This is a genomic window from Marihabitans asiaticum, from assembly GCF_007828725.1.
Classification (GTDB): domain Bacteria; phylum Actinomycetota; class Actinomycetes; order Actinomycetales; family Dermatophilaceae; genus Marihabitans; species Marihabitans asiaticum.
The window spans coordinates 51531-78238 of record NZ_VIUW01000002.1 but is presented as its reverse complement, the minus strand read 5'-3'; the positions used below and the strand labels follow the sequence as shown (position 1 = coordinate 78238).

General features: G+C 71.6%; 21 protein-coding genes. 12 read left to right on the top strand and 9 right to left on the bottom strand.

Annotated features, from left to right (window positions below; genetic code table 11):
* The first annotated feature begins 63 nt into the window (after positions 1–63).
* The 9 genes from FB557_RS04930 to FB557_RS04890 all read left to right on the top strand — a co-directional run bounded on the left by FB557_RS04930 (position 64) and on the right by FB557_RS04890 (position 10598).
* Complete coding sequence (locus FB557_RS04930; protein ID WP_144856225.1) at positions 64–1257, top strand: amidohydrolase; 1194 nt, start codon at positions 64–66, stop codon at positions 1255–1257.
* Between the two features lie 152 nt (positions 1258–1409).
* Positions 1410–2459, top strand: coding sequence for a BMP family lipoprotein (locus tag FB557_RS04925; RefSeq protein WP_144856223.1), 1050 nt, complete (start codon positions 1410–1412; stop codon positions 2457–2459).
* Positions 2460–2729: 270 nt separating this feature from the next.
* Positions 2730–4196, top strand: coding sequence for an ABC transporter ATP-binding protein (locus FB557_RS04920; RefSeq protein ID WP_144857089.1), 1467 nt, complete (start codon positions 2730–2732; stop codon positions 4194–4196).
* On the top strand, positions 4193–5296 hold the full coding sequence (locus FB557_RS04915; RefSeq protein ID WP_144856221.1) for an ABC transporter permease: 1104 nt from the start codon (positions 4193–4195) through the stop codon (positions 5294–5296). The genes FB557_RS04920 and FB557_RS04915 overlap by 4 nt, the downstream gene beginning before the upstream one ends.
* Entirely contained in the window at positions 5293–6558 is a 1266-nt protein-coding gene (locus FB557_RS04910; RefSeq protein WP_144856219.1) for an ABC transporter permease, read from the top strand. The genes FB557_RS04915 and FB557_RS04910 overlap by 4 nt, the downstream gene beginning before the upstream one ends.
* On the top strand, positions 6555–6980 hold the full coding sequence (locus FB557_RS04905; RefSeq protein ID WP_144856217.1) for a cytidine deaminase: 426 nt from the start codon (positions 6555–6557) through the stop codon (positions 6978–6980). The genes FB557_RS04910 and FB557_RS04905 overlap by 4 nt, the downstream gene beginning before the upstream one ends.
* Before the next feature lie 29 nt (positions 6981–7009).
* Entirely contained in the window at positions 7010–8341 is a 1332-nt protein-coding gene (locus FB557_RS04900; RefSeq protein WP_144856216.1) for a thymidine phosphorylase, read from the top strand.
* Positions 8338–9507 carry an adenosine deaminase gene (locus tag FB557_RS04895; protein WP_144856214.1) on the top strand — a complete coding sequence of 390 codons (1170 nt, stop codon included), beginning with the start codon at positions 8338–8340 and terminating at the stop codon, positions 9505–9507. The genes FB557_RS04900 and FB557_RS04895 overlap by 4 nt, the downstream gene beginning before the upstream one ends.
* Positions 9508–9620: 113 nt before the next feature.
* The gene (locus FB557_RS04890; RefSeq protein WP_144856212.1) at positions 9621–10598 is read left to right on the top strand and encodes a DUF559 domain-containing protein; all 978 of its coding nucleotides are present in this window, start codon (positions 9621–9623) and stop codon (positions 10596–10598) included.
* A 42-nt stretch (positions 10599–10640) separates the two neighbouring features.
* On the opposite strand, the gene deoC is transcribed toward FB557_RS04890, so the two are convergent.
* Genes deoC through FB557_RS04870 form a run of 4 tightly spaced genes read right to left on the bottom strand, consistent with a single transcriptional unit; the run spans position 10641 to position 14766 of the window.
* Positions 10641–11414 (bottom strand): deoxyribose-phosphate aldolase, encoded by a 774-nt coding sequence (deoC, locus tag FB557_RS04885; protein WP_144856210.1) that lies wholly within the window; start codon positions 11412–11414, stop codon positions 10641–10643.
* A gap of 21 nt (positions 11415–11435) precedes the next feature.
* Positions 11436–12035 carry a uridine kinase family protein gene (locus FB557_RS04880; protein ID WP_246074460.1) on the bottom strand — a complete coding sequence of 200 codons (600 nt, stop codon included), beginning with the start codon at positions 12033–12035 and terminating at the stop codon, positions 11436–11438.
* 38 nt (positions 12036–12073) lie between these two features.
* Positions 12074–13882 (bottom strand): phospho-sugar mutase, encoded by a 1809-nt coding sequence (locus FB557_RS04875; protein ID WP_246074459.1) that lies wholly within the window; start codon positions 13880–13882, stop codon positions 12074–12076.
* Positions 13883–13899: 17 nt separating this feature from the next.
* On the bottom strand, positions 13900–14766 hold the full coding sequence (locus FB557_RS04870; RefSeq protein WP_144856206.1) for a purine-nucleoside phosphorylase: 867 nt from the start codon (positions 14764–14766) through the stop codon (positions 13900–13902).
* A gap of 74 nt (positions 14767–14840) precedes the next feature.
* Between FB557_RS04870 and FB557_RS04865 the strand changes: the two genes are divergently transcribed.
* Positions 14841–16244 (top strand): NAD(P)H-quinone dehydrogenase, encoded by a 1404-nt coding sequence (locus tag FB557_RS04865; RefSeq protein ID WP_144856204.1) that lies wholly within the window; start codon positions 14841–14843, stop codon positions 16242–16244.
* A gap of 96 nt (positions 16245–16340) precedes the next feature.
* Here FB557_RS04865 and FB557_RS04860 read toward each other — a convergent pair whose 3' ends face one another.
* A complete protein-coding gene (locus FB557_RS04860; RefSeq protein ID WP_144856202.1) occupies positions 16341–18110 on the bottom strand; it encodes an acetyl/propionyl/methylcrotonyl-CoA carboxylase subunit alpha in 1770 nt (589 codons plus the stop codon).
* A 79-nt stretch (positions 18111–18189) separates the two neighbouring features.
* Here FB557_RS04860 and FB557_RS04855 point away from each other — a divergent pair, with 79 nt between their 5' ends.
* Positions 18190–19059 (top strand): aldo/keto reductase, encoded by an 870-nt coding sequence (locus FB557_RS04855; RefSeq protein ID WP_211356493.1) that lies wholly within the window; start codon positions 18190–18192, stop codon positions 19057–19059.
* A 75-nt stretch (positions 19060–19134) separates the two neighbouring features.
* Here the strand turns inward: FB557_RS04855 and FB557_RS04850 are convergent, their stop codons facing one another.
* Together FB557_RS04850 and FB557_RS04845 are read right to left on the bottom strand one after the other, a co-directional pair.
* Complete coding sequence (locus FB557_RS04850; protein ID WP_144856200.1) at positions 19135–21699, bottom strand: DUF4153 domain-containing protein; 2565 nt, start codon at positions 21697–21699, stop codon at positions 19135–19137.
* Positions 21696–22427, bottom strand: a complete 732-nt coding sequence (locus tag FB557_RS04845) for a response regulator transcription factor (protein WP_144856198.1) — start codon at positions 22425–22427, stop codon at positions 21696–21698. Before FB557_RS04845 ends, FB557_RS04850 begins: the two co-directional genes overlap by 4 nt.
* A gap of 163 nt (positions 22428–22590) precedes the next feature.
* On the opposite strand from FB557_RS04845, the gene FB557_RS04840 reads away from it, so the two are divergent.
* Positions 22591–24327: a pyruvate dehydrogenase gene (locus tag FB557_RS04840; protein WP_246074457.1), complete on the top strand. Its 1737-nt coding sequence runs from the start codon at positions 22591–22593 to the stop codon at positions 24325–24327.
* A 10-nt stretch (positions 24328–24337) separates the two neighbouring features.
* Here the strand turns inward: FB557_RS04840 and FB557_RS04835 are convergent, their stop codons facing one another.
* Positions 24338–25813, bottom strand: coding sequence for a VWA domain-containing protein (locus FB557_RS04835; protein ID WP_144856194.1), 1476 nt, complete (start codon positions 25811–25813; stop codon positions 24338–24340).
* Positions 25800–26702, bottom strand: coding sequence for an AAA family ATPase (locus FB557_RS04830; protein ID WP_144856192.1), 903 nt, complete (start codon positions 26700–26702; stop codon positions 25800–25802). The genes FB557_RS04835 and FB557_RS04830 overlap by 14 nt, the downstream gene beginning before the upstream one ends.
* Between the last annotated feature and the right edge of the window lie 6 nt (positions 26703–26708).

Sequence of the window (26708 nt, the reverse complement as noted above, 5' to 3'; positions counted from 1 at the left end):
GCTCGGCCGCAGGTCGGGTCGTGGAGGGGACCCGACGCGGCGCGAGTAGAGTCGTCTGCTGACATGACTGCGCCCCTCGCCCCCACGCTGCTGCGTGTCGTCGACGACCTGGTGCCCGAGCTCATCGCCTTCCGCCGCGACCTGCACCAGCACCCCGAGCTGAGCTTCGCCGAGCACCGGACGACCGAGCGCCTGCGCGGACGCCTGGAGGCCGCCGGCCTGGAGACGGTCGATGTGGGAGCCACCGGGGTGGTCGTCGATCTCGGAGCGGCCAAGCCGCGGCGCAGGGTGGCCGTCCGGGGGGACATCGATGCCCTCCCGATCCGGGAACGCACCGGTCTGGACTGGGCGTCGACCACCGACGGGGTCAGCCACGCCTGCGGCCATGACGTGCACACCACCGTGGTTCTCGGTGCCGGCCTGGCGCTGAGCACGGTGGCGGACGAGCTGGCCGAGCGGGGGGTCGGGGTGCGTCTGGTCTTCCAGCCGGCCGAGGAGTCGATGCCCGGCGGGGCAGAGCATCTTGTCGACCTGGGGGTGATGCGCGGGGTCGACGTGGCCTATGCCGTGCACTGCGACCCCGGGGTCGACGTCGGCGAGGTCGGGCTCAAGGAAGGGCCCTTGACCGCGGCCGCCGACCGGGTGCAGGTCACCCTCGCCGGGCGTGGCGGCCACACCTCCAGACCACACCTGTCCGAGGACCTCACCTTCGCCCTGGCCAAGCTCGTGACCGAGGTGCCGGCGATCCTCTCCCGCCGCCTCGACCCACGAAGCGGGGTAGCGCTCGTGTGGGGGCAGATCCACGCCGGCGGAGCCGCCAACGTCATCCCGTCCACCGGTGTGGCGGAGGGCACGTTGCGCATGCTCGACCCGTCCGTGTGGGACGGCATGGAGGAGCTCGTCCGGGCGGTCGTCCGTGACGTCATCGAGCCCTACGGCGTGCGCGCTCGGGTCGACTACGTCCGGGGAGTGCCGCCCGTCGACAACGACCCGTCGGCCGTCGCCGCGCTCGGACGGGCCGCCATGACCGCCGGACTCCGGCCGGTGTCGACGCCCCAGTCGCTGGGTGGTGAGGACTTCGGCTGGTTGATCAACGAGAGCGGCGGCGCCATGGCCCGCCTGGGGACCCGCACCCCCGGTGGGACGACCTACGACCTGCACCAGGGCGATCTCGTCGTCGACGAAGCCGCGGTCCGAGCCGGCACCGCACTCCTTGCCCTCGCGGCGGCGGGCGAGTGGACCCGGGTGGAGGACTGATCCCACGCGGGTCACGACCGCGTCGCGACTCGGTAACAACCCGGGCGGGATCTTGCGGATCGGTCAAGAGGTTGCGCTCTGCCACCTAGCATGACTCGTGTTGGCCGACCCCTGTGGGCCACCTCGATTCGCACAAGAAGAAGGAGAACGCCGTGCGCCACTCCCTGCTCAAGGTCGCTGCATTGTCGTCAGCGGCCACCCTCACCCTCGCAGCGTGCGGGGGCTCGGACTCCGACACCGACGCCACCTCCGGCGGTGGCGAGGGCGGCGAGGGCACCGACGTCAAGGCCTGCCTCGCGTACGACGTGGGCGGTCGCGGTGACCAGTCCTTCAACGACTCGGCTGCCAAGGGCCTGGACCGTGCCAAGGACGAGCTGAAGATCGAGGCCGAGGAGGTCGAGGCCAGCCAGGGCGAGAACGACGCCGCCCGTGAGGACCGCCTCAACCAGCTGGTCGATGCAGGCTGCACCAACGTCATCGGCGTCGGCTTCATCTACGCGACCGCCATGGGCAACGCAGCCAAGGCCAACCCGGACGTCCAGTTCGCCATCATCGACGACGCCTCCGAGGCCTCGGCGGGCGACAACGTCGCCCAGCTGACCTTCGCCGAGCACGAGGGCTCCTTCCTCGTCGGTGCCGCGGCCGCGATGAAGTCCAAGAGCAACAAGGTCGGCTTCATCGGCGGCATGGACGTCCCGCTGATCAACAAGTTCGAGGCGGGCTTCGAGGCCGGCGCGAAGGAGGTCAACCCCGACATCGAGGTGCAGACGAAGTACCTCGCCGAGGATGGCTCCGGCTTCGCCGACCCGGCCAAGGGGCAGACGGCTGCCGAGGGCATGTTCGACAAGGGAGCGGACGTCGTCTACCACGCCGCCGGCGGGTCAGGCGCGGGTGTCTTCAAGGCGGCCAAGGCGGCCAAGAAGATGGCCATCGGTGTGGACTCCGACCAGGCGAAGACGGCCGAGGCCGACGTCCAGGACGTCATCCTTACCTCGATGGTGAAGAACGTCGACGTCGCGGTCTTCGACAACATCAAGGCGACCGTCGACGGGGAGAAGCAGTCCGGCAACATCGTCTTCGACCTCAAGGCCGGCGGCGTGGACTACGCGACCACCGGTGGCAAGGTCGACGACATCAAGGACAAGCTCGAGGAGTACAAGCAGAAGATCATCGACGGCGACATCACCGTCCCCGAGAAGTGATCGGCTCGGTCTCACGGACCTGAGTCACCGGCGGGCCCGCCCCATGTGCCTCTCGCACGTCGGGCGGGCCCGCTGCTCACGCTGCGGTTACTCTTTCCCTGCTCGACCGGTCCCCGGGGCGCACCCCGCGTCCCAGGCACCGCACGACCCTCGCTGACGAGGAGGCCCACCATCAGCTCGCAGGCTCCTACCAAGAGCTCGGACGGCTCGACCCGCGCCGGTGACGTCGCGGTCCGGCTCGAGGGCATCACCAAGCGGTTCCCCGGCGTCATCGCCAACCAGGACGTCGGCTTCTCGGTGCGTCGTGGCACGGTCCACGCGATCGTCGGGGAGAACGGCGCGGGCAAGTCGACGCTGATGAAGATCCTCTACGGCGTGCAGCGCCCGGACGAGGGCCGGATCGAGGTCGACGGCGCGAAGGTCGACCTGCGCTCACCGAGCGATGCCATCGACCACGGCATCGGCATGGTCTTCCAGCACTTCATGCTCGCCGACAACCTCACCGTCCTGGAGAACGTCGTTCTCGGCGCGGAGAAGCTGCACGGCATCGGCGCCGGTGCCCGCACCGAGATCAACCGGATCAGCGACGAGTACGGGTTGGGCGTCGACCCCGACGCCCTGGTCGCCGACCTCGGGGTCGGTGCCCGGCAGCGGGTGGAGATCCTCAAGGTGCTCTACCGCGGGGCGCGGACGATCATCCTCGACGAGCCGACGGCGGTCCTCGTCCCGCAGGAGGTCGACGAGCTCTTCGACAACCTGCGCGAGCTCAAGGCCGAAGGACTGGCGGTCATCTTCATCTCGCACAAGCTCGACGAGGTGCTGGCCGTCGCCGACGCAATCACAGTCATCCGCCGCGGACGAACGGTCGAGACCGTCGAGGACCCGTCGTCGATCACCAGCCGCCAGCTCGCCGAGATGATGGTCGGCTCCGAGCTGCCCAGCCCGGCGATCGAGGAGTCCACGGTGCGCGACCAGGTCGTGCTCGCCACGCGAGGCCTGAGCCTCGCCCCGGCCGCCGGCGGCTCCCGTGACCTGCTGCACGACGTCACCCTCGACATCCGTGCGGGAGAGGTCCTCGGCATCGCCGGGGTCGAGGGCAACGGGCAGGCCGAGCTGGTCGAGGTCATCATGGGGATGCGCGAGCCCACGAGCGGGACCGTCGTGCTCGACGGGACGGACATCTCGGACTGGGACGTTCGCCAGATCCGCGAGGCCGGGGTCGGCTACGTTCCCGAGGACCGACACCGACACGGCCTCCTGCTGGACGCACCGTTGTGGGAGAACGTCGTGCTCGGACACCAGACGCAGGAGCCCAACGTCAAGAACGGGATGATCCAGGCACGAGCGGCCAAGGACGACACCGCGCGGATCGTCGAGGAGTACGACGTGCGAACCCCGGGCATCACCGTCACCGCCGGGTCGCTCTCCGGCGGCAACCAGCAGAAGCTCATCATCGGGCGCGAGATGAGCCACCACCCCAAGGTCCTCGTGGCGGCTCACCCCACCCGTGGCGTCGATGTCGGGGCCCAGGCAGCGATCTGGGACCAGATCCGCCAGGCTCGCCGGGAAGGGCTCGGAGTGCTCCTCATCAGCGCCGATCTCGAAGAGCTCATCGGACTCTCCGACCGCATCCGGGTGATCCTGAGGGGTCGGGTCAGTGGGACCTTCGACCCCGACCAGGTCACGAGCCAGGAGCTCGGCAGCGCGATGACCGGCGCCGGCAAGGAGAGCGCATGAACCTCAACCCTCGCCGGATCGCCCTGACCCTCGCCGCTCCCGTCCTGGCGATCGCCGTCGCGTTCGTCATCACCAGCCTCGTCCTGGCCGCCGTCGGCGACCCCGTCGGGACGGTGTGGAAGGTGCTGCTCGACGAACCTCGACCGCGAACCCTGGTGAACATCGTCAACAGCGCGACCACCTACTACATCGCCGCCGTCGCGGTCGCCATCGGCTTCAAGATGAAGCTCTTCAACATCGGTGTCGACGGCCAGTACCGGATCGCCTCCTTCGGCGCCGCTCTCGTCGCCGGCTACGGCTGGCTCCCCGGGCCGCTCAACATCATCTTCGCGATGCTCGTCGCCATGCTCATCGGTGGGGCGTGGGCCGGCATCGCCGCCTGGCTCAAGGTGACTCGAGGTGTCTCCGAGGTCATCTCGACGATCATGCTGAACACCATCTCGGCCGGTCTTGTCGGGTGGGGGCTGCGCTCCTGGGGTCAGCGGCCCGAGGGCAGCAACTCGCGGACGACGACGCCGATCCCCGAGGGCAGCCGGCTCGAGGGGATCGCGCTCATCCCCGACGCGCCCAACCGGGTGTACACCCTCATCCTCCTGGCGCTCCTCGTCGGGGTCGCCTACTGGTTCATCATCAACAAGACCCGCTTCGGGTTCGACCTGCGCGCCGCAGGCGCCTCGGAGACCGCCGCGGTCGCCAGCGGTGTCGACTACAAGCGGATGATCTTCATCTCGATCGTCGCCTCCGGCGCGGTTGCCGGACTTGTCGGGATGCCGGCCTTCTTCGGGCTCGACCACGCCTACGGGATGAACTTCCAGGAGGGGGTCGGGTTCGTCGGCATCGGGGTCGCGCTGCTCGGGCGCAACCACCCGGTCGGCATCGCCGCCGCTGCGCTCCTGTGGTCCTGGCTGGAGAAGTCCAGCGACGGGCTGCAGCTGCAGGCCGGGGTCTCGCCCGCCCTGGTCTACATCATCCAGGGGTCGATCCTGCTCGCGGTGGTCGTCGCCTACGAGGTCGTCGCGCGGATCGAGAAGCGCCTCGAGCAGAGTCAGGTGAGCCGCCAGCTCCAAGCTCGCGAGGCGACGGAAGGAGCGCCGGCATGAGCACCGAAGCCATGATCGACCACTCGGTCGACGCCACTCCCACAGCGGCGCGCCGGCTCCCGCTGTGGGCCTGGCCCGTCGGCATCTTCGCCGCCATCGCCGTGCTCTCCCTCGTGCGGCTGATCACCGGCCGCAACGACATCGCCTCCTCGGGCACGCTCAGCGCGGCCCTGGCCCTGGCCATGCCGATCGCCTTCGCCGGCCTCGGCGGGCTGTGGTCCGAGCGCTCGGGCGTGATCAACATCGGGCTCGAAGGGATGATGGTGCTCGGTACCTGGGGTGGCGCCTACGGCGCCCTCATCGGTGGCCCCTGGGCAGGCATCCTCATGGCCGCGTTCTGCGGCGCCGTCGGTGGGCTGATCCACGCTCTCGCGACCGTCACCTTCGGTGTCGACCACATCGTCAGCGGTGTCGCGATCAACATCGTGGCGGTCGGCGCGGCGAGCTTCCTCGCGGCGCGGTTCTTCGGCGACCTCGACGGCGGCAGCGACGTCCAGTCGCCCCCGGTGGCCCAGCCGCCGAAGGTCGGCATCCCCGGCATCGCCGACCCACTGTCGACCATCGAGCAGAAGGGCTGGTTCTTCCTCTCCGAGCTGGCCGCCCTGCTCAAGGCCCTCACCACCGGTCTGAGCGCCCTCACGGTCATCGGGCTGGCGCTCTTCGTCCTCACCTTCTACGTCCTGTGGCGCACTCCCTTCGGCCTGCGGATCCGCAGCTGCGGCGAGTCGCCGACGGCCGCCGAGTCCCTCGGGGTCAACGTCTACCTGCACAAGTACCTCGCGGTGACGATCTCCGGGGCGCTCGCCGGGCTGGGCGGCGGCTTCCTGTCGATGGTGGCGACGAACATCTACCGCGAGTCCCAGGTCGACGGGCGCGGTTACATCGGCCTCGCCGCGATGATCTTCGGCAACTGGCGACCCGGTGGCCTGCTCATGGGCTCCGGCCTCTTCGGCTTCATGGACGCCCTGCAGCTGCGCGGTGGAGGAGCGGCGCTGCACGCCCTGCTCCTGCTCATCGCGCTCCTGCTGCTGGCCCTCGGGCTGTGGCAGATCATCCGCCGGGGACGCACGATCCAGGGTGCCGTGGCCATCGCCGTCGCCATCGCGGTGGCTCTGATCTGGGTGGTGACCGACTCCGTACCGGGCGACATCACCCCCTTCGCCCCGCACCTCACGACCCTCCTCGTCCTCGCCTTCGCCAGCCAACGGCTGCGGCCACCGAAGTCCATCGGCCAGGTGTATCGGAAGGGTGAGGGGCACTGACCCCGACCGATCCGGCGGCGGTCGACTGGGACCACCTGCACCGTGCGGCCACCGACGCGATGCGGGCCGCGTACGCGCCGTACAGCCACTTCCGCGTGGGCGTCGCCGGCCTGGTCGACGACGGCCGCACCGTGACCGGATGCAACGTCGAGAACGCCTCCTACGGTGTCGGCCTGTGCGCCGAGTGCGGCATGGTCTCCGACCTGGTCAAGGGCGGCGGTGGACGCCTCGTCGCGGTGTGGTGCGTCGACGGCGCCGGGCGCACGCTCATGCCGTGCGGGCGGTGCCGGCAGCTGCTCTGGGAGCATGGTGGGGCGGCCTGCCTGCTGCGGACCCCCGAGGGCGATCTGACCATGCGGGAGGTCCTGCCCCAGGCGTTCGGGCCGGAGGACCTGCAGAGCGAGTACCCCCCGCAGCGCTGAGCCGCTGCACCCGAGCACAGGAGGACCTCTTGAGCGAGCAGCACGACGTCGTCGACGTGATCCGGGCCAAGCGCGACCGGGCCGGCCTCAGCGACGAGCAGATCGACTGGGTGGTCGACGCGTACACCCGAGGTGTCGTCGCCGACGAGCAGATGAGCGCGCTGGCCATGGCGATCCTGCTCAACGGGATGGACCGGCGTGAGATCAGCCGCTGGACCGCGGCGATGATCGCGTCGGGGGAGCGGATGGACTTCGCCAGCCTGGCGCGACCGACTGCCGACAAGCACTCGACCGGCGGTGTCGGCGACAAGATCACCCTGCCGCTGGCGCCCCTCGTGGCGGCCTTCGGCGTCGCCGTGCCGCAGCTCTCCGGGCGGGGCCTCGGGCACACCGGGGGCACCCTGGACAAGCTCGAGGCGATCCCCGGCTGGCGGGCCGACCTCACGGGCGAGGCGATGATGCGCCAGCTCGACGAGGTCGGCGCGGTGATCTGCGCGGCCGGTGCCGGGCTGGCTCCGGCGGACAAGAAGCTCTACGCCCTGCGCGACGTCACCGGCACGGTCGAGGCGATCCCGCTCATCGCCAGCTCGATCATGAGCAAGAAGATCGCCGAGGGGACCGGCGCGCTCGTCCTCGACGTCAAGGTCGGGTCGGGCGCCTTCATGAAGACCGAGCAGCAGGCGCGCGAGCTCGCCGAGACGATGGTCTCGCTCGGTACCGACGCCGGCGTGAGCACCGTCGCGCTGCTCACCGACATGTCGACCCCGCTCGGCCGGACGGCCGGGAACGCTCTCGAGGTCCGCGAGTCGCTCGAGGTCCTCGCCGGCGGCGGGCCGACCGATGTCGTCGACCTCACCGTGGCCCTCGCGGTCGAGATGCTTGCCGGTGCGGGCCGCCCGCAGGACGAAGGGGAGGTCCGCGCGGCCCTGTCCGACGGCCGGGCGATGGACGTATGGCGGCGGATGATCGCGGCGCAGGGGGGAGACCCCGACGCGGAGCTGCCGATCGCGCGCGAGCGCGAGACCGTCACCGTCGAGGCCGACGGTGTGCTCACCTCGCTCGACGCCCTCGCCGTCGGCGTCGCCGCCTGGCGGCTCGGAGCCGGTCGGGCCCGCAAGGAGGACCCGGTGCAGGCCGGTGCCGGGGTCGAGATCCACGCCAAGCCGGGCGACCCGGTCAGGGCCGGGCAGCCGCTGCTCACCCTGCACACCGACGAGCCGGGACGTTTCGAGCGGGCGCGAGCGGCGCTGGAGGGCGCGTGGACCGTCGGGCCGGAGCAGTCGGGGCGGCCCGCTGGCTCGGTGGTGCTGGACCGGGTCGACGCCGACGCCGCAGCGTCGGGCGAAGGGAGCCGAGCATGACGTCGTCGCTCACGCGGGAGCAGGTCGCGGGACTGCCCAAGGTGCTGCTGCACGACCACCTCGACGGCGGGGTGCGCTCGGCGACGGTGCTGGAGCTGGCGGCACAGATCGGCCACGAGCTACCCGGGGACGGGACGGTCGACGGTCTCGCCGAGTGGTTCCGCGCCAGCGCCGACTCGGGGTCGCTGGAGCGTTACCTCGAGACCTTCGTGCACACGGTGGCGGTGATGCAGACCCGGGATCACCTGTACCGGGTGGCGCGGGAGTGCGTGCTCGACCTCGCCGCCGACGGGGTGGTCTACGCCGAGAGCAGGTACGCGCCGGAGCAGCACCTGCAGCGCGGCCTGACCCTCGACGAGGTGGTCGAGGCGGTCAACGCGGGGTTCCGCGACGGTGAGGCGCAGGCCGCCGCCGAGGGGCGGCCGATCGTCGTCCGGGCCCTGCTAACGGCGATGCGGCATGCGGCGCAGTCCACCGAGATCGCCGAGCTCGCCGTGCGCTACCGCGGCCAGGGTGTCGCCGGCTTCGACATCGCCGGCGCCGAGGCGGGGTTCCCGCCGAGCCGGCACCTCGCCGCCTTCGAGATGATGAAGCGGGCCAACGCCCACGTCACGATCCACGCGGGCGAAGCCTTTGGGCTGCCGAGCATCTGGGAGGCGCTGCAGCTGTGCGGCGCCGACCGGCTGGGCCACGGGGTCCGGATCGGCGACGACATCGGGCTCGGCGACGGCACGGTCACCGACGACCCGGCCCGGGCCAACCAGGTCGCTGCTGACGACCCCTCGGCGCTGCGCCTGGGCAGCCTCGCGGCATACGTCCGGGACACCCGGGTGCCCCTCGAGCTGTGCCCCCACAGCAACGTCCAGACCGGGGCCGCGCCGAGCATCGCCGCGCACCCGATCACCGCCCTGGCTCGGCTGCGCTACCGGGTGACCCTGAACACCGACAACCGGCTGATGTCCGACACGACGATGACGAAGGAGATGTGGGCCCTCGTCGAGGAGGCCGGCTGGGACCTCGATGACCTGCGGTGGGTGACGGTCAACGCGATGAAGTCGGCATTCCTCCCCTTCGACCAGCGGCTCGCCCTCATCGAGGACGTCATCAAACCCGCCTACTCCTGCTCCTCCTCCGGCTCCTCCGCCCCCAGATCCGAATCTCCCTAGGTTTCTGTCAGCCGCCCAGGAAAGTTCTCGGGCGGCTTGTCTGGAAGGTCGGGGTCTGTCACCCCTGTGGATAACTCGGGACGGCGAAGGGGGAATCCGGCCAGGCTTCGTCCATGCCTTCTTTCGACCTTGCCAGCCTTGGCGGCGTGCCGATCTTCAGCACGGCGGTGGCCGCCGACCACGGGATGAGCGGACGCACCCTGCACCAGCTGACCGCCAAGGACATCCTGACCAGGCTCCTGCACGGGTGGTACACGGCGCTCGCGATCGTCGGCGACGAGCACCGACACCTCCTCACGGCCCTGGCCGCAGTCGCTCAGCTCGACGAGCGCTGCGTCGCCTCCCATCACTCGGCCCTGGTGCTGCACGGCCTACCCGTGCATCAGGTCGACCTGCGCCGGGTGTACCTCGAGCGGTCCGACCGCTCCCACGGCCGCACCCGCACCGGCGTCGTCGTCCGGTCGGGCCGCTCGCTGCGTGCCGAGGCTCAGGTGGAGGGGTGGGCCCGCCCGGTGCCGACGGTCAGCGTGGCCGATGCCTGCATCCTGTCCGGTGCGGAGCACGGCGCGACGACCGGTCTAGTCGCTGCGGACGCCGCCTTGCGTCGTGGGCTGTGCGATATGACGCAGCTCGCCGCGGCGATCGATCGGGCGAAGGGGTATCCCGGGATCGAGGGGGTCAGAGCCATCATGCGGCACGCCGACGGGCGCCACGAGTCGCCGGGTGAGACCCTGACCGGGGTGCGGTTGCGCGCGACCGGGCTGAATTTCGAGCCGCAGGTCGAGATCGAGACGAGGACCGGCACCTACCGGGTCGACTTCCTCGACCGGGAGCGCCGGCTCATCGCCGAGTTCGACGGCCTGTCGAAGTACGCGACGGCCGAGGACCTCGTCGCAGAGAAGATCCGGGAGGACTCCCTTCGCGCTCTGGGTTACACCATCGTGCGCATCGTCTGGCGCGACCTCTTCGACGAGACAGCAGTCGCGGCGAAGATCCATGCGGCGCTCGTGAGCCAACAGTCGGGGCACACAGGCGCCGAGGTTCCGATCACCGCGCCCGGGAACTTTCCTAGGGGCCTGGCAGGAACCTAGGGAGATTCGGATCTGGGGGTGCGGGGGTCTGCGGGGTGGGGGCTAGTAGGCGGTGGTGGCGGGGATGGCGGCGTCCTGGCCCGGCTCGGGCACGACGAGCTCGCCGGCGTCGGCGAAGCGGGCCGCCTCGTCGAGCAGCCGGTCGGTGCTCGAGGTGCCGATCCGGGTCACTCCCTCGGCGAGCATCGCGAGCAGCGTGGGGATATCACGCACCCCGCCGGAGGCCTTGACCTGCATGCCAGACGGGGTGTGCTCGCGCATGAGCCGCACGTCGGGGATCGTCGCCCCGCCCCCGGCGAAGCCGGTCGAGGTCTTGGTGAAGTCAGCGCCTGCCTCAACGCTGGCCCGGCAGGCGTCGACCTTCTGCGCCTCATCGAGCAGAGCGGTCTCGAAGATCACCTTGACCAGATACCCGTGCTCGTGGCCAACCGCGACCACCGCGGCGATGTCGTCGGTGACCGCCTGCAGCTCGCCCCCGCGCAGCCGGCCGATGTTGAGCACCATGTCGAGCTCGGTCGCGCCGTCGGTGATCGCCTGCCGCGCCTCGGCGACCTTGGCCGCCGTGGAGGTCGTGCCGTGGGGGAACCCGATGACGGTGCACACGCGGGTGGGGGAGCCCTGGACACCCGCGATCGCGTCTCGTGCCAGAGCCACGTCCGACGGGCGCACGCAGACGCTCCAGACCGAGCGCCCGGCGAGCTCGGCGGTGGCCTCGGCCACCTCCTGAGGTGTCAGCTCGGGCTTGAGGAGGGCGTGGTCGATCAGGTCGGCGACGTCCTGCACGGTGAGCGTGGTGCCGGGGGAGAAGTCCGTCATGGCCCCAGGGTACGGAAGTGATCAGCGCCCGCGGGGCGACGCGGCGCCGAGCAGGCGCTCGACGGTTCGGGGACTGGCCGGTCGGGCGCCGGCGGCGACCTGCCTCGCGACGACGGCCGGCTCCTCGCGCAGCAGCACCAGGCCACGCCGCACGAGTGTCGGCCAGGGCTTGCGGTGCTCGGCGACGTCGCGCACGAGCCGCAGCACGAAGGTCACCACGCGGTGGTGCCGGACGCACCAGGCGGAGTGCAGCAGGCCGGTATCACGCAGCTCCGGCACGACCTCGGCGGCGAAGATCCCCTCCGCCACGACCAGTGATGCCGGGGGCAGCGAGAGGACCCGATCACCGACCACCGACGACGTCGACAGGTCGTACACCGGCATCCGAGCCGTCCCGGTCGCCACGAGCTCGGCCAGCGACGTCAGCGCCGCCTCCCCGTCCCATGACCTCGGGTCGTCCCAGTCGACGATGCCCCCGAGAGCTTCGCTGCGCGGCAGGTCGGGGTGATCGTGGGGCCGGTAGAAGTCGTCGAGCCGCACGACGGGCCAGTCGAACCGGGATGACAGCCGGTCGGCCAGCCGGGACTTACCCGACCCGGACGGGCCGGCGAGGACGACCACGCGGCCGGGCCCCAAGGGTCCGCCGCCCGGAGCTCCCTTCACAGCGCGGTCAGCGCGGTGAGGTGCTCGCGAAGGGAGGTGAGCCGCTCGTCGGCGAGTCGGCGGGCCTGCGCGAGACCGTCGTCGTCACCGGGCTCGGCGTACGTCACCGCCTCGAGGTACACCTTGAGCTTCGGCTCGGTCCCGGACGGTCGCACGATGACCCGGGCACCGTCCTCGAGCACCCACCGCAGGCCGTCGGTCGGGGGCAGCCCGCCGTCCCCCTTCGCCAGGTCGTCGAAGGTGACGACCGCGGTCCCGGCGATCTGCGCCGGCGGCTCCGCCCGCAGCCGCGCCATGATCGGGGCCACCTGCTCGACCCGCTCGACCCTGACCGAGAAGGCATCGGTGGCGTGCACGCCGTACTGCCGGTGCAGGTCGTCGAGGACGTCGAGCAGCGAGCGCCCCTCGGCCTTGAGGATCGCGACGAGCTCGGCGACGAGCAGCGCCGCGCTCACGCCGTCCTTGTCCTTGACCCACTGCGGCGCGACGCAGTAGCCCAGCGCCTCCTCGTATCCGTAGGCCAGCCCGGGCACCTTGCTGATCCACTTGAACCCGGTGAGGGTCTCCTCGTGCCGGATGCCGACGGCCTCGCACATGCGGGCCAGCAGTCGTGAGCTGACGATCGAGCAGGCGAAGGAGCCGCCCTCGGGCACCCCACGCATGATGAGGTGGCTGCCCAGCAGCGCCCCCAGCTCGTCCCCGCGCAGCAGCCGCCACCCGCCCTCGACCGCGGGGTCGGGCACGGCGACCGCGCACCGGTCGGCGTCCGGGTCGTTGGCGATGAGCACGTCGGCGCCCGCCTCGCGCGCGGCGGCCAGCGCCAGGTCGAGCGCGCCGTCCTCCTCGGGGTTGGGGAAGGCCACGGTGGGGAAGTCGGCGTCGGGCCGCGCCTGCCGCTCGACGAGGGTGGGCGTCGGGAATCCGCACCGCCGGAGTGCCTCGACGACGACGTCGGTGCCGACCCCGTGCAGGGCGGTGTGCACGATCCGGACGTCGCGCGGGGAGCCCGGGTCGACGAGCCCGGTGATCGCGTCGAGATAGGCGTCGACGACGTCCTCGCCGAGCGTCACCCACCCGTCCCGGGCGAGCGGGATCTCGGAGGTCGCCCGGATCGCGGCGATGCGCCCGGCGATCTCGGCGTCGATCGGCGGCACGATCTGGCTGCCGTCATCGAGGTAGACCTTGTAGCCGTTGTCCTGCGGCGGGTTGTGGCTGGCGGTGACCATCACCCCGGCGTCGGACCCGGTGTGCGGCGTCGCGAAGGCGAGCACCGGCGTCGGCAGCAGCCGGGGGAGGACCATCGCCCGGCCCCCGGCGGCGGTGACGACCGCTGCGGTGTCGCGGGCGAAGACGTCGGAGAGATGCCGTCCGTCGTAGCCGATGACGACGACCGGGACGTCGTGGGGGGCGAAGGGGGGACCAGCGGCGTCCGGAGTGGTGCGGACCGACTCCTGGCGTGCGGCGATGGTCGCGGTGAGCGCGGCAGCGGTGCGGATGACGACCGACCGGTTCATCCGGTTGGGGCCGGCGCCGATCGCGCCACGCAGTCCGGCGGTGCCGAACTCGAGCATCCCGGCGAAGCGGTCGGCGAGATCGGCGCGGGCGTCCGCGGCGTCCGCGCCGCCGTCCTCGACCTGCTGCACGAGCCGGAGCAGCTCGGCGCTCGCCCGGGCGTCCGGGTCGTCTGCGGCCCATTCGCGCGCCGCTCGCAGCAGGTCGTCCGGCGCGGCCTGCGCCTCACCGTGCTCACCCGCCTCAGCCGACCGGCCCGGCCGACCGCTGCCGTGCCGTCCCTCGTAGTCCACCGGATCCTCCTTCGCCGTCATGCCGCGCGGTCCGCCCCGAGGCGGCCGACGATGTCGGCCAGCAGGCGCCCGCAGCGCGGGGCGGCCGCCTTGCCCGCAGCGACGACCTCGTCGTGGGAGAGGGGGTCTTCGCTCACGCCGGCGGCGGCGTTGGTGACCAGCGAGATCCCGAGCACCTCCAGCCCGGCCGCGCGGGCGGCGATCGCCTCGAGGGTGGTCGACATCCCGACGAGGTCGGCGCCGAGGACGCCGGCCATGCGCACCTCGGCGGGGGTCTCGTAGTGCGGCCCACGGAACTGGGCGTACACCCCTTCGTCCAGGGTCGGGTCCACGGCGCGGGCGATGTCGCGCAACCGCCCGCTGTACAGGTCGGTGAGGTCGACGAAGTGGGCGCCCTCGATCGGCGAGGTCGCCGTGAGGTTGAGGTGATCGCTGATGAGCACCGGGGTACCCGGGGCCCATTCCGGGCGCAGGCCGCCGCAGCCGTTGGTCAGGACGACCGTCGAGCACCCAGCGGCCGCCGCCGTGCGCACCGCGTGCACGACGGCGCGCACCCCCCGCCCCTCGTAGAAGTGAGTGCGGGTGCCGTAGACCAGCGCCCGCCGCCCGGACTCGCCGATCGCCACCGAGCGCATCGTGCCGCTGTGCCCGGCGACCGCGGCCCTGGCGAAGCCGGGCACGTCGGTGTTGTCGATCGTCGCGAGCGTCTCGCCGATGAGGTCTCCGGCCTCGCCCCAGCCCGACCCGAGGACGAGGGCGACGTCATGGGTGTCGCTCCCGGTGCGCTCGGCGATGACCCGGGCCGCGGCGCGCGCCACGTCCATGGGGTCGGTGGCCGGGTCGTCGAGGCTCGGGGTGGGGGCGTCAGCGGCGTGGTCAGGCATCGCTGCAGGCTACCGCGTGGGTCGCTACGGGCCGGGCAGGTCGGGGCCGGCCACGGAGGTGGTTTCATGGTGGGGTGATCTCTCGAACCTCTTCTGTGGTGATCCTCGGCGGCGGCCCCGGCGGGTACGAGGCGGCGCTCGTCGCCTCCTCGCTCGGTGCCGAGGTCACGCTCGTCGACCGGGACGGGATCGGTGGCGCTGCGGTGCTCACCGACTGCGTGCCGAGCAAGACCCTCATCGCCACGGCCGACTACATGCACGAGTGGGAGACGGCCGCCGATCTCGGCGTGCACCTCGCGGACCACGAGGGTGACCAGGTCACCGACGCGACGGCGGTGCTCGACGAGGTCAACACCCGCGTCCTCGACCTCGCCAAGGCTCAGTCCGGCGACATCGCCACCCAGCTGAGGGACGTCGGCGTGCGGATCATCGAGGGCACCGGCCGGCTCGACGGGCCGGGTGCCGTCGTCGCCACCACCGACGACGGCGACGAGCGGATCGAGGCCGACTTCGTCCTCGTCTCCACCGGGGCGACGCCTCGGGTCCTGCCCGGTGCAGAGCCGGACGGCGAGCGGATCCTCACCTGGCAGCAGATCTACGAGCTCCCCGAGCTGCCGGAGCACCTCATCGTCGTCGGGTCCGGTGTCACCGGTGCCGAGCTCGCGCAGGGGATGCTCGGCCTCGGGGCAAAGGTCACGCTGGTGTCCTCGCGCGACCTCGTGCTCCCCGGCGAGGACCAGGACGCCGCGGCGGTCATCGAGGACGTCTTCCGGCGGAGGGGGATGACCGTGCTCAACCGGTCCCGGATGGAGTCGGCGCAGCGAACCGACGAAGGGGTGAGCGTCACCCTGACCGACGGGCGCACCGTGCACGGCAGCCACGTCCTCATCGCGGTCGGAGCCGTACCGCAGACCCAGGGGATCGGCCTCGAGGAGGCCGGCGTCGAGCTGTCCGACTCCGGGCATATCGTCGTCGACAAGGTCTCGCGGACCACGGCGCGCGGGGTCTACGCCGCCGGCGACTGCACCGGCGTCTTCGCCCTGGCCTCGGTCGCGGCGGCGCAGGGCCGGACCGCGATGGCGCACGCGCTCGGCGACGCCGTCTCCCCCCTTCGACTGCGCGCCATCGCCGCGAACGTCTTCACCGACCCCGAGATCGCCACCGTCGGCCGGAGCAAGGCGGTGATCGAGGGGCAGAGCTCGGTCGACGAGGTGTATCTGCCGTTGGCGCGGAACCCGCGCGCGAAGATGCTCGGCATCCGCGAGGGGTTCGTCAAGCTGTACAGCTCACGAGGGTCGGGCACGGTCGTCGGTGGGGTCGTCGTCGCCCCGCGCGCCTCGGAGCTGATCTACCCGATCGCCGTCGCGGTGCAGAACAGAATGACCGTCGACCAGCTGTCCGCGACGATCTCGGTGTACCCGTCGCTGTCCGGATCGATCGCCGAGGCCGCCCGCCGGCTGCACACCACCGACAGCTGACCCGGCCCGCTGGTCTGCGGGGTCTCCCGTCGAGGCTCCTTCGTCGCACCTCAGGAAGCGAAGGGGGGTCGTCGCGCCCGAGGGGAGCGATGGGGGCTACTCGGCGTCGGTGATCTCGCAGAGCACCGCGCCGTTGGTCACGGTGCCGCCCTGCTCCGCGGTGAGCCCGGAGATCGTCCCCGCCTTGTGGGCGGTGATCGGCTGCTCCATCTTCATCGCCTCGAGCACGACGACGAGGTCGCCCTCGGCCACGGTCTGACCGTCCTCGACGGCCACCTTGACGATCGTGCCCTGCATCGGCGCGGTGAGGGAGTCACCGGAGACCGCGCTGCCGCCGCTCTTGGCGCCGCTGCGCTTGGGGGCCTTCTTCTTCCCACCGCCGCCGCCACCGACGGCGAGGTCGGCGGGCAGGACGACGTCCAGGCGCCGACCACCGACCTCGACGGTGATGCGCTGCCGCTCGCCCGCGTCGGGTCCCTCGGCGATCTCGCCGGCGTAGGGCTCGATGTCGTTGACCATCTCGGTCTCGATCCAGCGGGTGTGCACGGCGAAGGCTTCGTCCGGGTCGCTGGGCGCGAAGGCGGGGTCGGAGACGACCTTGCGGTGGAAGGGGACGACGGTAGGCATCCCCTCGACGACGAGCTCTTCGAGGGCACGGCGCGAGCGGGCAAGTGCCTGCTCACGGGTGCGCCCGGTGACGACGAGCTTGGCGATCATCGAGTCGAACGCACCGGCGACGGTGTCGCCCTCGACGATGCCGGCGTCCCAGCGCACGCCTGGCCCCTGGGGGACGACCATGCGCGAGACCGTGCCCGGGGCGGGGATGAAGCCCTTGCCGGCGTCCTCGCCGTTGATCCGAAACTCGATGGAGTGGGCGTGCGGCTCGGGGTCGTCGTAGTCGAGGCGCTCGCCGTCGGCGATCCGGAACATCTCGCGGACGAGGTCGATGCCGGTGACCTCTTCGCTGACCGGGTGCTCGACCTGAAGGCGGGTGTTGACCTCGAGGAAGGAGATGTCGCCCTGTGGCCCGACGAGGAACTCGCAGGTGCCGGCACCGACGTAGCCGGCCTCCTTGAGGATGGCCTTGGACGCGCGCAGCAGCTCGGTGTGCTGCTCCTCGGTGAGGAAGGGCGCCGGGGCCTCCTCGACCAGCTTCTGGTTGCGGCGCTGCAAGGAGCAGTCTCGGGTCGAGACGACGACGACGTTGCCGTGCTGGTCGGCCAGGCACTGGGTCTCCACGTGCCGGGGGTGGTCGAGGAAGCGCTCGACGAAGCACTCGCCACGGCCGAACGCCGTGACCGCCTCACGGACCGCGGACTCGTAGAGCTCGGGGATCTCCTCGGTGGTCCGGGCGACCTTCAGGCCGCGACCGCCACCACCGTAGGCGGCTTTGATCGCGACGGGCAGCCCGTGCTCCTCGGCGAAGGCGACGACCTCGTCGGGTCCGTCGACCGGGTCCTTGGTGCCGGGCACCAGCGGGGCGTCGGCCTTGAGCGCGATGTGGCGGGCCTTGACCTTGTCGCCGAGACTGTCGATGGCCTGGGGGCCCGGGCCGATCCAGACCAGCCCGGCGTCGATGACCTTGCTCGCGAAGTCGCCGTTCTCGGCGAGGAAACCGTAGCCGGGATGCACGGCGTCCGCCCCGGACTCCTTGGCCACCTCGATCAGCTTGTCCTGCAGCAGATAGGAGTCCCCGGGCGTGGTGCCGCCGAGCGCGTAGGCCTCGTCGGCGACCTTGACGTGCAGGGCGTCGCGGTCCGGCTCGGCGTACACGGCGACCGACGCGATGCCGTGGTCCTTGCAGGCTCGGGCGATCCGGACGGCGATCTCGCCCCGGTTGGCGATGAGGACTTTGCTGATGGCCATGCCCTGACACTATCGGGCCGGGTGACAGGGCTCACAACGTGAGGCCCCGATCCTCACCGCGACGAAGTACCGTCGAGGCATGACGCAACCGAAGAACATGAACCTCACCGCCCCGGACGGCATCGTCGAGATCCCCAAGCTTGGCTTCGGCGTCTTCCAGGTCGACGACGGTGACGTCGACGAAGCTGTGGCCGCCGCGCTCGGCGCCGGGTATCGCCACATCGACACTGCCGCGGCCTACGGCAACGAGGAGGGGGTCGGACGTGCCCTCGCCGCCGCGCCCTACCCGCGCAGCGACCTCTTCATCACCACCAAGCTGTGGAACTCCGACCAGGGTGACCTCGAGACGGTCCGCGCCGCTCTCACCAGCTCGCTGGAGAAGCTCGGGCTCGACTACATCGACCTCTACCTCATCCACTGGCCGGTCCCCAGCGCCGAGCTCTACCTCGAGAGCTTCCGCGCGATGCTGGCGCTCCAGGGCGAGGGGCTGATCCGCGCCGTCGGTGTGTCCAACTTCGACGAGGAGCACCTCCAGCGGCTGTTCGACATGACCGGGCAGTGGCCGGCGATCAACCAGGTCGAGCTGCACCCGTACTTCCAGCAGTCCTCGCTGCGCGCCTTCCACGACAAGCACGGCATCGTCACCGAGGCGTGGTCGCCGCTGGGTCAGAACAACGGGATCCTCGAGGACGTCACCCTCCAGGAGGTCGCCGCCGAGCACGACTGCACCCCGGCGCAGGCGGTCCTGGCCTGGCACCAGCAGAACAACGTCGTCGCCATCCCGAAGTCGGTCACTCCTGCCCGGATCTCGGAGAACTTCGCCTCGCTCAACGTCGAGCTCGACGACCGCTGCATGAAGCAGATCGGCAAGCTCGACAAGGGAGAGCAGGGCCGGATCGGCCCGGTCCCGGCAGAGTTCGACGCCGACGCCCCGGACACCGACGACTGAGCTCAAGCGCTCGCCGGGACAGTGACGAAGGGGGGCCGCCGAGCGGCCCCCCTTCGCCGTGCGATGCCGACGACCTCAGCGCCATCGCTCCCCGGCAGGGCAGGCGTCCGGTGCACCCAGGTAGGGCGCGCTGACCGCGCGGGCCCGCTCGCGGCCGAGGTTCCACGCCGTCCACGTGGTGCTCTGCTCGCCGACCCGGGCTAGCGCGCACTGCTTGACCTGCTCGGGCAGGCTGCTGCCGACCACCGTGGGGGCGGCGTCGGCGCCCAGGCTGGCGAGGTACTCGGAGTCGATCTGCCCGGTCGCCTCGAAGCGGGCGATGTTGCGCTCGGCGACGAAGGCGCTGACGTTGCCGACGGAGAAGACCATCGCGGCGCTGGCGGCGGCGACCAGCGTCACCCGCCCCACCCACCGCCCGGACCCGGTGACCAGGGAGACCAGCAGCGCGAGCAGCACCACGCCGAAGCTCAGCTCGAGCAGGTCGGCCCCGACCCGCAGCACCGTCCAGCCATACGCCTCCTGGTAGAGGGCCATCCGGTGCAGTGCGGACCCGACGACGAGCAGCGCGAGGAGGCACAGGGCCGCGCACAGCCCGGTGCGCCAGCGACGATGCGCAGCGGTCTGCGCGCTGCCCCAGGTCCGCACGGCCGAGACCAGCGCGATGGTCGCGAGCGTGACGAGGACGAGCTGGCCGAAGCCCTGCCGGGCCGACTCGGCGTAGGTGACCCCGGTGGTGCGCAGCACGTAGTCGTGGCCGCCGATGAGCGAGGCGGCCTGAGCTGCGAGCCAGGCGACGAAGGTGGCCAGGACCACCAGCATCGGCACCTGCCACTCGGTGAAGGGGACGCGTCGGCGGGTGCGGCTCGAGAGCGCCAGGCCGTCCACCGTCGGCGGGTTGATCGCCAGGTAGGCCCCGCACAGGGTCACCCCGGCGAAGAAGACGAGGGTGAAGATGCGCACCACGACGTCGTCGCTGACCTGCGGGGTGAGGGCGCTCAGCCACGAGCCGAGCACCGCGTCGGAGGAGGCGAGCAGACCGCCGAAGACGATGAGGAGCACCATCGAGAGCGCCGCCGCACGCAGCACGCTCCAGGCACCGCTGCGCCGCCCGAGCGCCCGCAGCGTCCGGTCCAGCAGCGGCAGCCCGCGCAGGCCGGCCGCCACCCACGCGACGACGCTGGCGGCCATCCCGGTCAGGGTGCGTGCGCCGGTGCAGGCGACCGCGGCCAGCACCCCCGCGGCCAGGACGGCGGGGACTGCCATGCCGAAGTCCGCGCGCAGGATCGGGCTGAGCGCCAGCGGCACCGCCAGGGCGGCGCTGAGGAGCGACCAGGGGTGAACGCGCCTGGGGGAGAGGAGCCACAGCGTGACCCCACCGGCGAGGAGGACGAGGAAGAGGCCGAGCCCGGCCGGGTGGCCCGGGATGAGCAGGGCCGCGAGCAGGCCGACCCCGGCGGCGGCGAGCAGCGCCCGCGGCTGTGGCCTGCTGTCCCGCTCGGGCCAGAGCTGGCTCAGACGCGGTGGGGAACCGATCTCGTCGCTGGCGCGTTCTACGTCGTCAGGCGAAGGGGTGGTCAGCTCGGTGGTGGACATCGGGATCTCCTCGGGTTGGTGGAGCACGGCACCGTCGGGGCCGGGATGGGTGGGGAGGGTCACCTGCAGGCGAGCTCCGCCGCCCGCCCCGGGGGCGGGGAGTGCGTCGATCGACCCGCCGTGCAGCGACGCCGCCCACCCGGCGATCGCCAGGCCGAGCCCGGTGCCACCGGATGAGTCCGGCCCGCTGCCGAAGCGGCGGGTGAGCCGATCGGCGTCGGAGGGCGGCAGACCGGGCCCTTCGTCGGTGATGGTCAGCCGCCAGTGCTCGGAGCCGGCGGTGCTCGCCGCGACCTCGACGATGCCGCCGACCGGGCTGTGCCGCACGGCGTTGTCCAGGAGATTGGCGACGACCTGCGCCAGCCGAGCCCGGTCGGCGATGACCGTCAGGTCCACCGGCTCCACGCTCACCTCGATCGAGACCTCTCGTCCGAGCAGCGCGGCTTCCCCCTTCGCGCTCTCCAGCAGCTCGGCGACCACGACCCGGCCCGGCGTGAGCGGGACCCGGCTCTGGTCGGAGCGCGAGAGGTCGAGCAGGTCGCCGACGAGGGCACCGAGGCGCTCGGACTGGGCCAGCGCGCGCTGCAGCGCGTCGTCGCCGGGGGCGATGACGCCGTCGACGAGGTTCTCCAGCAGCGCCTGCTGCCCGGCCAGCGGGGTGCGCAGCTCGTGCGCGACCGTCGCCACTAGCCGGCGTCGGTGCTCCTCGGCCGCCCGGATCTCCCCGGCCATCGCGGTGAAGGACCGAGCCAGCTCGCCGACCTCGTCCTGGCGGGTGGTCTCGAGCGCGATCTCGTACCGCCCATCGCTCATCGCCCGGGTCGCTCGCGTCATCTCGCGCAGGGGAGCGGTGATCCCCGTGGCGAGCCACCGCGTGACGACGAGGGCGAGCGCCACCGTCGCGGGCACCGCCAGCCACAGCGGCACCCCGGCGCTGGTTCCGACCGCGCCGACGACCGCAGCGAGCAGGACGCTGACCCCGACGAGCACGGCCAGCCGGGTCTTGATCGAGCCGAAGGCGCTCGACAGGGGCGCCTGCGCGCTCACCGAGGCTCACCCCCTTCGCCGTCGGCCAGGGCGTAGCCGACCCCGTGGACCGTCCGCACGCGGTGCCCGCCGACCTTGGCGCGCAACGACTTCACGTGCGAGTCCAGGGTGCGGCTGCCGAGGGACTCCTCCCAGCCCCACAGCTCGTGCACGATCCGCCCGCGGCGGACGACGGTGCCGGGGTCTGCGGCGAGCAGGGCGAGCAGCTCGAACTCGGTCGGGGTGAGATGGACCTCCTCCCCGTCGACGGTGCATCGGCGGGTGCGGGGATCCAGGCGCAGCCCGTCGTGCTCGACCGCCGCGCCGGTGGGCGGCGTGGCGGCCGCGAGCTCGTTCGCGCGGTCGACGCGTCGCAGCAGCGCCTCGACCCGGGCGGTCACCTCCCGCATCCGGAACGGCTTGGTGATGTAGTCGTCGGCGCCGACCCCGAGGCCGAGGACGATGTCGGCCTCCTCGTCACGGGCGGTGATCATGAGCACCGGCACGGGGTGCTGCGCCTGGATCCGTCGGCACACCTCAAGCCCGTCGAAGCCCGGCAGCATGAGGTCGAGCAGGACCACGTCGGGTTCGTGCTCCGCGAAGGCGGTAACCGCGCCGGGGCCGTCCCACGCCTGGTGCACCGCGTACCCGCAGGCCCGGAACCTCTCGGCGAGGGCGTCGTTGATGATCCGGTCGTCCTCGACGACGAGGACGGAGCGCGAAGGGGGATCGCCGGCGGTCGTGGTCATGCCAGCAGGCTATGGAGGGCGGTCTGCAGGCGGCGTGAGCGACGTGTGGAGATCCCCTGGAGATCTCCTTCGCTCGGTGGGCCGGGGGGTCTCCTGGCCCCGCACGCGGAAGGGACCGGGACCTAGACTCGGCACCGTCGGCCTCCTACGAAAGGGCGAGACAGTGAACATCGCGGAGCAGATCGTCTCTCAGCTGGTCGAGGCAGGGGTCTCGCGGATCTACGGGATCGTCGGCGACTCGCTCAACCCGGTGGTCGACGCCGTGCGCCGCACCGGCGGAGCAGCGAACGGCGGCATCGACTGGATCCACGTCCGGCACGAGGAGGCAGCCGCCTTCGCCGCGGCCGCCGAGGCGCAGCTCACCGGCAAGCTGGCGGTGTGCGCCGGCTCGTGCGGGCCGGGCAACCTCCACCTCATCAACGGGCTGTACGACGCGAACCGCAGCCATGCCCCGGTGCTGGCGATCGCCTCGCACATCCCCACCCCCCAGATCGGGATGGGCTACTTCCAGGAGACCCATCCCGACCGGTTGTTCCTCGAGTGCTCGGTGTTCTGCGAGATGGCCTCCGCAGCGGAGCAGGTGCCGCGTCTGGTCGGCTCGGCCATCCGGCACGCCGAGGCGCTACGGGGTGTCTCGGTGCTGACCCTTCCCGGCGATCTCGCCGACGGGGACGCCACTCAGCCCACGCCTCCTTACCTTGCCGTGGATCGCCCCACCCTCACCCCGGGGGATGACGTCGTCCGTCAGGTGGCCACCGCGATCAACCAGGCCTCGACGGTGGCGATCTTCGTCGGCGCCGGAGTCGAGGATGCACGCGAGGAGGTGCTTGCCCTGGCGGAGCGGGTCAAGGCGCCGGTCGGGCACTCGTTGCGCGCCAAGGACCTCATCCAGTACGACAACCCGTACGACGTCGGCATGACCGGCCTCCTCGGCTACGGCGCGGCCGCCGAGGGGATGAAGGGCGCGGACCTGCTGATCTTGTTGGGGACGGACTTCCCCTACGACCAGTTCCTCCCCGACGTCACCACCGTGCAGATCGACGCGCACGGGGAGGTGCTGGGTCGGCGCACCGAGGTCACGGTGCCGGTGCACGCCGATGTCGCGCCCACGCTGGCGGCGGTATTGCCGCTGGTCGAGGCGAAGTCTGGCACCTTCTTGGAGAAGACCCTCGAGCGGCACGACAAGCTCATGACCAAGGCGGTCGGGGCGTACACCAAGAACGTCGAGGACACCACGCCGATCCACCCCGAGTACGTCGCCTCGATCCTCGACGAGGTGGCCGCCGACGACGCCGTCTTCACCGCTGACACCGGCATGTGCAACGTCTGGACCGCGCGCTACGTGACCCCCAACGGTCGGCGCCGGTTGATCGGCTCCTTCCTCCACGGATCGATGGCCAACGCGCTCCCGCAGGCCATCGGCGCCTCCCTCTCACACCCCGGTCGCCAGGTGATCTCGGTATCCGGAGACGGAGGCCTGTCCATGCTCCTCGGTGAGCTGATCACCGCAGCGGCCTACGACCTGCCGATCACGATCGTCGTGTTCAACAACTCCACGCTCGGGATGGTCAAGCTCGAGATGCTTGTCGACGGGCTGCCGGACTTCGGTGTCGACGTCCCCGGCGTCGACTATGCCGGCATGGCGGCGGCGCTGGGCTTCCACACCGAACGCGTCGACCACCCCCGAGGGATCCGGGAGGCCCTCACGAGCGCGCTGGCGCACCAAGGGCCCGCACTCGTCGACGTCCGGACCGACCCGATGGCGCTGTCGATCCCGCCCGAGATCACCGGTGAGCAGGTGCTCGGCTTCGCGACGGCGATGAGCCGGGTCGTGCTCAACCGTGGAGCCGGCGAGGCGGTGGCCATGGCCCGCTCGAACCTGCGCAACATCCCCCGCTGACGCTCGCTGGTCAGACCGGCAGGGACCGGGAGACGAACTGGCGCAGCTGCTCGACGTTGCGACACTCGTGCATGTCGACGACCTCGCCGTACCGGCTCGCCACGGAGTCTCCGGTGTCCCATGCGCTGGACCGCTCCGGGTTGAGCCACACCACCTGCCGGGCGTGCTCGGTGATCGTGCGCAGGGCGGCCACCTTGGGGTCGCTGCCGTTGGTCCGGGCATCGCCCAGGACGAGGACGGTTGAGCGGGGACCGACCGCGCCGAGCCACCGGTCGACGAAGTCTTCGAGCGCGCTGCCGTAGTCGCTGCTGCCGTGCCAGCGCGCGATCGTCGCCTGCTCGGCGACCCGGGTGCGGATGTCCTCGCCCATCTCCGCGCCGACCACGAGGTCGGTGATGTCGTCGCAGATGTTGACGAAGCCGAAGAAGCGCACCCGGCGGAACTGGGTCGAGAGCGCCTGGAGGAGCAGCATCGTGAAGCGGGAGAAGCCGGACACCGACCCCGACATGTCGCACAGCAGGACGATGTCGGCCCGGGAGCGGTGCCGGTACTTGTACGCCGGCCGGATCGGGACGCCGCCGGTGGACATCGCCCGCCGCAGCGTCCGCCGCACATCCACCGCGCCCCGGGAGTGGCGGCGCTGCTTGGCCGAGAGGCGCGCCGCGAGCTTGCGCGCCAGAGGTCGGATGGCCGACTGCAGCTCGACGGCCTCCTCCCTGCCCGTCAGCAGGAAGTCCTTGCGCTCCAACGGGTCTCGCACCCCGTACCGGCTGATCCGCTCAGTGCCGCGCGCCTCGATGTTCCTCCGCGTCGCCTCTCGCTCCACCCTTCGCCGGAAGGCTGCCACTCGGCTGCGGATCTCGTCTCGGTCGAAGCGGTCGCTCAGCTCTTCCGCCCGCCAGGGCGACCCGGTGCCGTCGGCGCCGCCGCTTCCGGACCCGCTGCCGCCACCCCCTTCGCCGGACCCGGCAGGGGTATCTGCGCCGTCGCGCGCCCGTTGCAGCGCAGCCGCGATCGCCGTCTGCGGCGCCAGCCGGTCCAGGGTCTGACTGGCGGAGTAGCCGCCCATCGTGGAGTCGTTGGCCAGCGCGCCCAGCTCGGCCACCGCCCGTGCCGCGAGCCGGTCCAGCTCGCGCTCGTCGGCAGTCGCAAGCGCGGTGGCCAGATCGTCCCGGAGCTGCTCGGCGGCGGCGCGCACCTCGGCGCCGCCCGTCGCGGCGGTCACCTCGCCGACGGTTTGACGGTCACCGACGCCGGCCGGGAAGTAAATGTCGAAGAGCTGGTCGAAGATCTCGCGATCCCCTTCGCGGCGCAGCATCGCCGCCGCGATCCCGGCTCGGAGGCGCCCCCGGTCGCTCACCCCGAGTGCCGCGCAGGCCGCGGCGGCGTCGGCCGACTCCGAGGGGCCGACCGCGATGCCGTGCTGGCGCAGCGACCGGGAGAGGTCGACCAGGCGCCGCGTCAGGGCGTCGTCAGGCGAGCCCACGGGTCAGGTCCAGCTTCGCCGTCGCGGTGTCGATGTCCTCCTGGTGCTTGAGCAGCACGCCGAGCGTGCTCGAGACGAGCTCGGGGTCGAGCCGGTCCCCGCCGAGGGCGATGAGGGTGCGCGCCCAGTCGATCGTCTCGGCGACCGAGGGCGACTTGCGCAGCCGCATCTCGCGCAGCGCGCCGACGAGGCGGACGACCGACTCGCTGAGCGTGGCGTCGAGGTCAGGGACCTTGAGGCTGACGATGCGCTGCTCCAGCGCGGCCTCGGGGTAGTCGATGTGTAGGTAGAGGCAGCGGCGGCGCAGCGCCTCGGACAGCTCCCGGGTCGCGTTGGAGGTGAGGACGACGAAGGGGGTGTGCCTGGCCTGGATCGTGCCCAGCTCGGGGACGGTGACGGCGAAATCCGAGAGGACCTCGAGGAGCAGCCCCTCGATCTCGACGTCGGCCTTGTCGAGCTCGTCGATGAGCAGGACGGTGGGGTGGTCGGCCCGCACGGCCTTGAGCAGCGGCCGGTCGAGGAGGAACTCGTCGGTGAAGATGTCCTCCTTGACCCGGCCCCAGTCGGCCTCGTCGGCCCCGCTGCCCGGGTCGTGGTGCGCGCCGGCGGCGGTGATCCGCAGCAGTTGCTTCGCGTGGTTCCACTCGTAGAGCGCTCGTGCCTCGTCGACCCCTTCGTAGCACTGGAGGCGGATCAGCTCGGCGCCGGTCGCGGTCGCGACGGCCTTGCTCAGCTCGGTCTTGCCGACCCCGGCGGGGCCCTCGACGAGGAACGGCTTGCCCAGGGCGTCCGCGAGATAGACGGTGGTGGCGATCGGGTCGGAGGCGATGTACCCGGCCTGCTCGAGCGCGGAGCTGGCGGCCTCGACGGAGCTGAAGCGTGACGGCATGGCCCC